Source organism: Betaproteobacteria bacterium, assembly GCA_009377585.1.
Lineage (GTDB): Bacteria > Pseudomonadota > Gammaproteobacteria > Burkholderiales > WYBJ01 > WYBJ01.
In genome coordinates, this window is sequence record WHTS01000004.1 from 141,680 (window position 1) to 148,707 (window position 7,028).

Sequence of the window (7,028 nt, forward strand, 5' to 3'; positions counted from 1 at the left end):
TCGTAGCAGGACTGGCACGAACATGATTGCAGCCTTCCTCGGATCCGCGTCGTTCGCAGCCGCAGCCTTGATCGCAGGTGCCGTGCTCGCTGCCTCGCAGGCGCGCGCCGAGTGGATCGCGGATGCGGAGGCGGCGTATGTCTTCGACGACAACGTGAGCAACGCCCAGCGCGAGAGCGACATTCGCAGCGACGCGGCGTTCCTGGTGCGCGCTAGCGGCGGCTACTACTTTCAGTTGAGCGACCGCACCGGTGCGACGCTGAACGCGATGCTCATGCGCGAAGAGCACGTGCGCTATTCCGGTCTCAGCTACATCGGCATCGGCCCAAGCGCCTCGATCCGCACCAAGCTCGGCGTCGGCCCCGATGCGCCCTGGGTGCGCCTGTCCGCATCCGCCCTGCGGCGCGAATTCGACGACGACGACGTGCGCACAGGATGGCTGTTCGCCGTTGCAGCCGCCGCCGGCGTGCGTGTGAGCGAGCGCGTCGGCCTGCGCGCCGAGTTGCGCCTGGAGCGGCAGCTCGCGGATCGCAAGGAGCCGCTCTCGGCCCGCTTCTCCGGCGCCGCATTCGACCTCGACAGCGCCAGCCTTTCGGTCGCGGCGGACTACACGGCTTCGCGCGAGACGACCGTTTCGCTCGGCTACAGCTATCGCAGCGGCGACGTCGTTTCCAGCACGCTTCGCAATGCCGCGATCTTCTCCGCCTCCGAGGCGATCGCCCGTGACCCCGCCTTCGGACCCGACGTCATCGCCTACCGGCTCGACGCCAACAGCCACATCTTCGATTTGCGCGTGAGCCACGCGCTCGGCGACCGGATGTCGGTCAACTTCGGCCTGGGACGTGCTCTCAGCTACGGCGACGGCGGCAACAACTACTACCGCTCCAGCGCCACGGCTTCGTTGCTGTACAACTTCTAAAGGAACGCCACGATGACGCGCGCAACGCTTGTCACGGCCGCACTGCTGCTGCTCGCGCTCGCGCGCACCGCTCCCGCCTTGGGCGCGGGCGTGGAAGCCGCGGTGCACGATGCGAATGGCGCACCGGTCAAGGACGCGGTCGTGCTTGCGCGTCCGGTGGGCACGATGCCGGCGCTAAAGCCCGGCAACGCCAACATCGACCAGATCGACAAGGAGTTCGTGCCTTACATGAAGGTCGTGGTCGCCGGATCGTCGGTGTCTTTCCCGAACAAGGACAACATCCGCCACCAGGTCTATTCGTTCTCGCCGACGAAACGCTTCGAGCTGCCCCTGTACGTCGGCACGCCCGCCACCCCGGTCGTGTTCGACAAGCCGGGTATCGTCACCCTCGGCTGCAACATCCACGACTGGATGGCGGCCTACGTCTACATCGCCGATACGCCCTATTTCGCCATCACGCAGGCCGACGGAAGCGCGCGGCTCGCCGGGCTTCCGGCCCCCGCAACCACTGAAACCGACACTCCCGGAGAGGGAGTGTCGGTTTTGTTCTTTCGGGCGGTGCGTGCCGTCCAGTCGAGGATCGTGCCGAGCTCGCCATGCAGCGTGGCGTCGATCTGGCCGCGCCTGGGACCGGGCGTGAGCGTGATGCGCTCGATGACACTACGGATCGCCGCTGCTGCCTCTTCGCGCTCCTCGGGGCGCCGGAGCGCCTCCGTGAGCCGCTCCACCTTGCGGCGGTAGATGCCGGCGACGTTGGGGAGGATGTCCGGGACGTCGGCCGGCGCTTGGCCGAGGCGCTCCGTCAGCTCGTCCTCGCGCGCTTCCAGCTCGCGAAGCCGCGTCACTATGGCGCGGCTGCCGCCGCCATCCTCAATGAGCGTTACAAGCTCCTTGATCTTCTTCCGGGTCTCGGCCAACGCCTTGCGATCGGCATCGCCAGACGAACGCCGCTCGCGGTTGAGCCGGTTGGTCTCCTCGGCATAGGCGCGCATGGCCTCGGCCGCGACCTCCGGCGCCATAAGTTGGTCCCGGAGTCCGGCCAGCATGCGTGTCTCCAGCGCCTCGCGGGCGATCGTGCGGCTGTTGGCGCAACTGCCGTTCATGACGTGGTTGGAGCAGGCGTAGCGGTCCTGGCCGCGCAAGGCATAGGGGCCGCAGCAGCAGCCGCAGACCAGCTGGCCGGAGAGCAGCGAACGCGGCCGGTGCGTGCCGTTTAATCGGTTTGCGTGGGTGGCGCGGGTCGCGGTGATGACGTTGGCATACTTGACGGCCAGCTCGTCCTGGCGAGCCTTCGCGGCCTGCCACAAAGCGTCATCGACGATGCGCAGATCGGGCACGTCGGTCGTGATCCAGTCCTCGGGCGGATTGATCCGCGAGACGCGCTTGCCGGTCGAAGGGTCCTTGAGATAGCGCAGCCGGTTCCACACCAGCTTGCCGATATAGAGTTCGTTGTTGATGAGGCCGGGGCCGCGCTTGGCGTGGCCGCGCAGCGTGGAGTCGGTCCACAAGGCACCGGCCGGGCCAGGAATTCCCTCGTCGTTCAAGCGCCGCGCGATGGCGCGCGGGCTGATACCGGTGGCGAACTCACGGAAGATGTGACGGACGATCTCTGCTTGCCCCTCGTTGATGGTGCGCTCGCCCCGGAGCGGCTCGCCCTCGCGGTCGGTGCGCTTCACCACGTCGTAGCCGTAGCAGAGGCCGCCGCCGGACTTGCCCTTCTCGACCCGGCCCCTGATGCCGCGATGGGTCTTGGCGGCGAGGTCCTTGAGAAACAGCGCGTTCATGGTGCCCTTCAAGCCCACATGAAGCTCGCTGATCTCGCCCTCGGCGAGCGTGACGATCTCGACGCCGGCGAAGCGCAGGTGCTTGAACAGGGTCGCCACGTCGGCCTGGTCGCGGCTCACGCGGTCCAGCGCCTCGGCGACCACCATGTCGAACACGCCGCGCTGGGCGTCCTGCAGAAGGGCCTGCACACCGGGTCGCAGGATCACGCTGGCGCCGGAGACGGCGGCGTCATGGTAGGTGCCGACAATCTTCCATCCTTCCTGGCCAGCGTGCTCACGGCAGACGCGGAACTGATCCTCGATAGAGGTGACGCGCTCTGGTTGTCGGACGAATAGCGGGCGTAGAGCGCAACCGTGGTCATGGCTTCGATCTCCTATTCCTCGTCGGCCTCCGGCGCGGGCCGGTTGTCATTAACGGCGCTGCGCCGCTCGAACTCCTCGCGGGCGATCTGCCGCCCGAGCAGGCGAGCGATCCGAAGGACCGCCGCGTCGATCTTCGCCGCCGCCGTACCATTGTCGTTCGCCGCGGCGGTGCGCCTGGGTCCGATCGGTCGATTCTTGTCCTCCATGATCGCCGACTCTCGTCCAAGGAAATCTCGGCCAAGAGTCAGATTTGCTCTCGAAGAACGGTCGCGTCAACTGAACTACTACCGGCTACAAGCCGGTAGGTTCGATCGATGTCGGCTGGAAGCCGACTGCAACCCGGAGATCATCGGAATGCTCCTAACCTCCGTCCAACTGCGGCTTGTGGACTGCGTCCACTTCGCCAAGCTTCTCTTCGCCTAAAGGCGAGGGGTTTCGACCATCCCCGTAACCGGACACTAAACAATATCATTCACTTAGATCGCATTACGGCAAACTAGAGACGGCTCAGGGAAAGTCCAGCGCACTCCAGAATACTGTGTCGTAGTGAAATTTTTCTGTTCACCTTCGCCGCTTTCCGGCCGTCTTGATCGCATCGGCAATGACGCTGAGTGGAAGGATGAGCTTGAGCGGATCGTCCAGCAGAGGCTGGGCGCCGAACCGCTCGTACCAACGCGCCGCGTTCTCGTCCTTCGCGTCGATGGCAAGCGCGACGCCGCCGACTTCCGCTGCCACGGCCAGCGCCCGCTCGCCGGCGGCCAGCAACAGGTCGCCGCCAAGGCCCTGGCCCTGCACGGACCGATCGACGGCCAAGCGCCCAAGGCGAAAGACCGGCACGTCGTAGCGACCAAGCTTCCGGGTCAGGTTCGCCGGCACGCGGGCGAACTCTATGGAACCCGGGCTGATCGAATAGAAACCCAGGACACGCGCCGGTTCCACCGGAGACACCGCGACGAAGGTCTTGGCGCCGCCGGACTCGTGGTTCTGCCGGGCGTAGCGGGCGAGATACTCGTTGAGGTCGGCCGCGCCGCAGTCGAAGCTCTTGCGGTCGTGGTGCCGGCCGATGGGCTCCTCGCGCCAATCCACGGACGGGATCAGGTCCGGGCGGCACGGCGACGCGCAGCGGCCATCAGGGCCGGGGTCGGCTTGGGCGGGTTCTCCAGTAGCTCCAGCACGCGCACAGTGTCGCGCTCGCTGAGCACGATACGCTCGGCCCGGTCCACCACCTCGCGGGCGGTGGGCAGCACGTTACGCATGATGAAGCTGGTCACGTCCAGCCGCTCATAGGCGGCGGCCGTCGCCAGCAGCCGCTTTTCCTCCTTGGTGGCCCGCAGCTCGATCCTGTCTTCGCGGGCCGCTGTGGTTGCCGGCATGGCAGCCTCCATATTCGCTAGAATGACGTACGGACCATATCCGTACACATCGGAAAAGTCAATACCGGGAGCTTCCCGTCGATCACAGGGCTTCCCAAGGCCTGACTGTCCTTCGGTGCTTGGCGAGCTTATGCCGGCAAGCACCAAAGGCAATCCGCGTTGCGGCACTCTGCCAAGCTACTTCCATGGCAAGGCATTGGTGTTCGCCTCCGACCGGACCCTGTAACATCACTCGCCGACGAAAGATGACGGGCAGAAATTCGAGGGAGCTTCCACGACAGGGGAGTCAAGATACCATCGTCAGCACGGATGACATCGCGCGGCAGATTACAGCCCTGGAGAACCGGTTGATCGCTCTCGAGGGGGAACGGTCGGCGATTGTCGAGCGATTGCGCGCGCTGAAGCGCATGCAGACGGAAGAGGCAACCAAAGCGCCTACCGGAATCGCCGCACGCGTGACAATGGCCTCATCCACCGCTGAGAAGATCGCCCTGTTCAAGAGCCTGTTCCGCGGACGAGAGGATGTGTTTCCGCGCCGATGGGAAAATCCCAAGACCGGAAAGACGGGCTATGCGCCCGCCTGCCGGAATGAGTGGGTCCGCGGCGTTTGCGGCAAGCCACAGGTCAAGTGGTCGCAAGAAGGACCAGCCGGTCCGGGGCGAGCTTCCCGATTCGGTCGAGGTCGTGTTGGGCAACCAAGTATATATCGACCGGTCAAAGCTTCCGCCGGCTCTGGTAAACCGCATCGCACGGTTGGCGGCGTTCCAGAACCCTGAGTTCTACGCGGCGCAGGCAATGCGTCTGCCGACATTCGGCAAGCCACGCATCATTTCCTGCGCCGAGCTGTTCCCGAAATATGTCGCCGTCCCGAGAGGATGCCTGGACGATCTGCTAAGTCTTCTCGGCAATGCGGGCATCGCGCCCGAGTTGCGCGACGAACGCCAGGATGGCCGGCCCCTTGGGACACGGTTTCTCGGCGAGTTGACGCCGGAACAGGACGAAGCGGCTGGGGCGCTTCTTAAGCACGAGATCGGCGTGCTGGCTGCAACTACGGCATTCGGCAAGACCGTCATCGCGGCGAAGCTGATCGCGGTGCGGGACCGGAACACGCTGGTCCTCCTGCATCGTCGGCAGCTTCTCGACCAGTGGGTGGCGCGCCTTCAGACCTTTCTGGACATCCCGCCGAAGGAGATCGGCGTCATCCGTGGCGGGAAGAAGAAGCCAACCGGAACCATCGATGTCGCGCTCATGCAGAGCTTGGTTCGAAGGGGCCTCGTTTCCGATCTGGTCGCGGATTACGGTCACGTCGTTGTCGATGAATGCCATCACCTCTCCGCCGTCGGCTTCGAAGCCATCGCGCGGCAGGCCAAGGCCCGCTACGTGCTCGGCCTGTCCGCGACGGTAACAAGGAACGATGGCCATCATCCGATCATCTTCATGCAATGCGGCCGCGTCCGTCATCGGGTCGATGCCAAGAAGCAGGCAGCGGCCCGACCATTCGATCATAAGGTGGTCTTCCGGCGCACCGAATTCTGGCTTGATCGGAGCAACCCCGATGAGAAGCCGGCGATCCAGGAACTCTACGCCCGGCTGGCTCACGACCCGGCACGGAATGATCTGATCTTCGACGACATCCTGTCGGCGCTCGAAGCCGGTCGCTCGCCTGTGGTCATTACGGAGCGCAAGGATCATCTCGACGCGCTGGCCAGTCGCCTGTCGAAGTTCGCGAAGAACGTCATCGTTCTTCGTGGCGGCATGGGTGCCCGACAGTCGCGAGCAGCGGCCGAATCTCTGGCGGCGATTCCGGATCACGAGGAACGGGTGCTCGTGACTACGGGCCGCTATCTCGGCGAGGGCTTCGATGACGCGCGGCTCGATACCTTGTTCCTGACCATGCCGATCTCCTGGCGCGGAACCCTTGCTCAGTATGCCGGTCGGCTGCACCGACTGCACGCCGCGAAACGCGATGTTGTCATTTGCGACTATGTCGATAGGAACGAGCCGATGCTCGCCAAGATGACTACCAAGCGAGAGGCCGGATATCGGAGCCTTGGATATCGGGCTGTGTACGGCGTAGAACTTGATCTGGGCCTATCGTCCGGCGAACCAGCTCAATAGATTTCTCGCCCTGCCGTGCCCGTCGATCGCCTCGTCCGTTCGCGGGACGCCCTCACATACCGATGCCGAGCGCGCGCTTGCGGCCGAGCTCCCAGGAGATGCCCTCGCCGCGAACGAGGCCGGCGACCTGCCGGCCCAATTGCTTCTCGATCACCGGCCGCCAGGGGACCAGCGTGAACTCGCGCGAGCGCTCCACCAGCGCGTACTTGCCGCTGACGAGCTGTACGGGCTGCCGGTAGGTGCCGCTGATGCGCTCGCCGTTGTCCGCCATGCGGAACGGGATGCCGCGCTCCCGAGCCAGCGTCTTGCCCGCTTCCTCCACCTCCCGCCGGGCCAGCGTGGACAGCAGGCCGCGCCGATTGTCAGCGCCGGCGCGAATTTCGTAGCAATTGGCCGGTTTGGAATTCACGGTCGGAACGAGGCGCCGTCGGGTTAGCGACGAGAGATATTGGAGCGGGAATCAAGCTTCTA

General features: G+C 65.1%; 5 protein-coding genes and 2 pseudogenes. 2 read left to right on the plus strand and 5 right to left on the minus strand.

What is annotated here, in order from left to right; genetic code table 11:
- The first annotated feature begins 22 nt into the window (after positions 1–22).
- The gene (locus GEV05_02765) at positions 23–919 is read left to right on the plus strand and encodes a hypothetical protein (GenBank protein ID MPZ42322.1); all 897 of its coding nucleotides are present in this window, start codon (positions 23–25) and stop codon (positions 917–919) included.
- A gap of 443 nt (positions 920–1,362) precedes the next feature.
- Here GEV05_02765 and GEV05_02770 read toward each other — a convergent pair.
- The 4 genes and pseudogenes from GEV05_02770 to GEV05_02785 all read right to left on the minus strand — a co-directional run bounded on the left by GEV05_02770 (position 1,363) and on the right by GEV05_02785 (position 4,439).
- Positions 1,363–3,065 (minus strand): annotated as a pseudogene (locus tag GEV05_02770) (recombinase family protein).
- A 12-nt stretch (positions 3,066–3,077) separates the two neighbouring features.
- Complete coding sequence (locus GEV05_02775) at positions 3,078–3,272, minus strand: hypothetical protein (GenBank protein ID MPZ42323.1); 195 nt, start codon at positions 3,270–3,272, stop codon at positions 3,078–3,080.
- A 355-nt stretch (positions 3,273–3,627) separates the two neighbouring features.
- The gene (locus GEV05_02780; GenBank protein MPZ42324.1) at positions 3,628–4,161 is read right to left on the minus strand and encodes a GNAT family N-acetyltransferase; all 534 of its coding nucleotides are present in this window, start codon (positions 4,159–4,161) and stop codon (positions 3,628–3,630) included.
- Positions 4,161–4,439: a DUF1778 domain-containing protein gene (locus GEV05_02785; protein MPZ42325.1), complete on the minus strand. Its 279-nt coding sequence runs from the start codon at positions 4,437–4,439 to the stop codon at positions 4,161–4,163. The genes GEV05_02780 and GEV05_02785 overlap by 1 nt, the downstream gene beginning before the upstream one ends.
- A 245-nt stretch (positions 4,440–4,684) precedes the next feature.
- Between GEV05_02785 and GEV05_02790 the strand changes: the two are divergent.
- A pseudogene (locus GEV05_02790) lies at positions 4,685–6,557 on the plus strand (DEAD/DEAH box helicase).
- A gap of 52 nt (positions 6,558–6,609) precedes the next feature.
- On the opposite strand, the gene GEV05_02795 reads toward GEV05_02790, so the two are convergent.
- Entirely contained in the window at positions 6,610–6,966 is a 357-nt protein-coding gene (locus GEV05_02795; GenBank protein MPZ42326.1) for a DUF3363 domain-containing protein, read from the minus strand.
- Positions 6,967–7,028 lie beyond the last annotated feature (62 nt).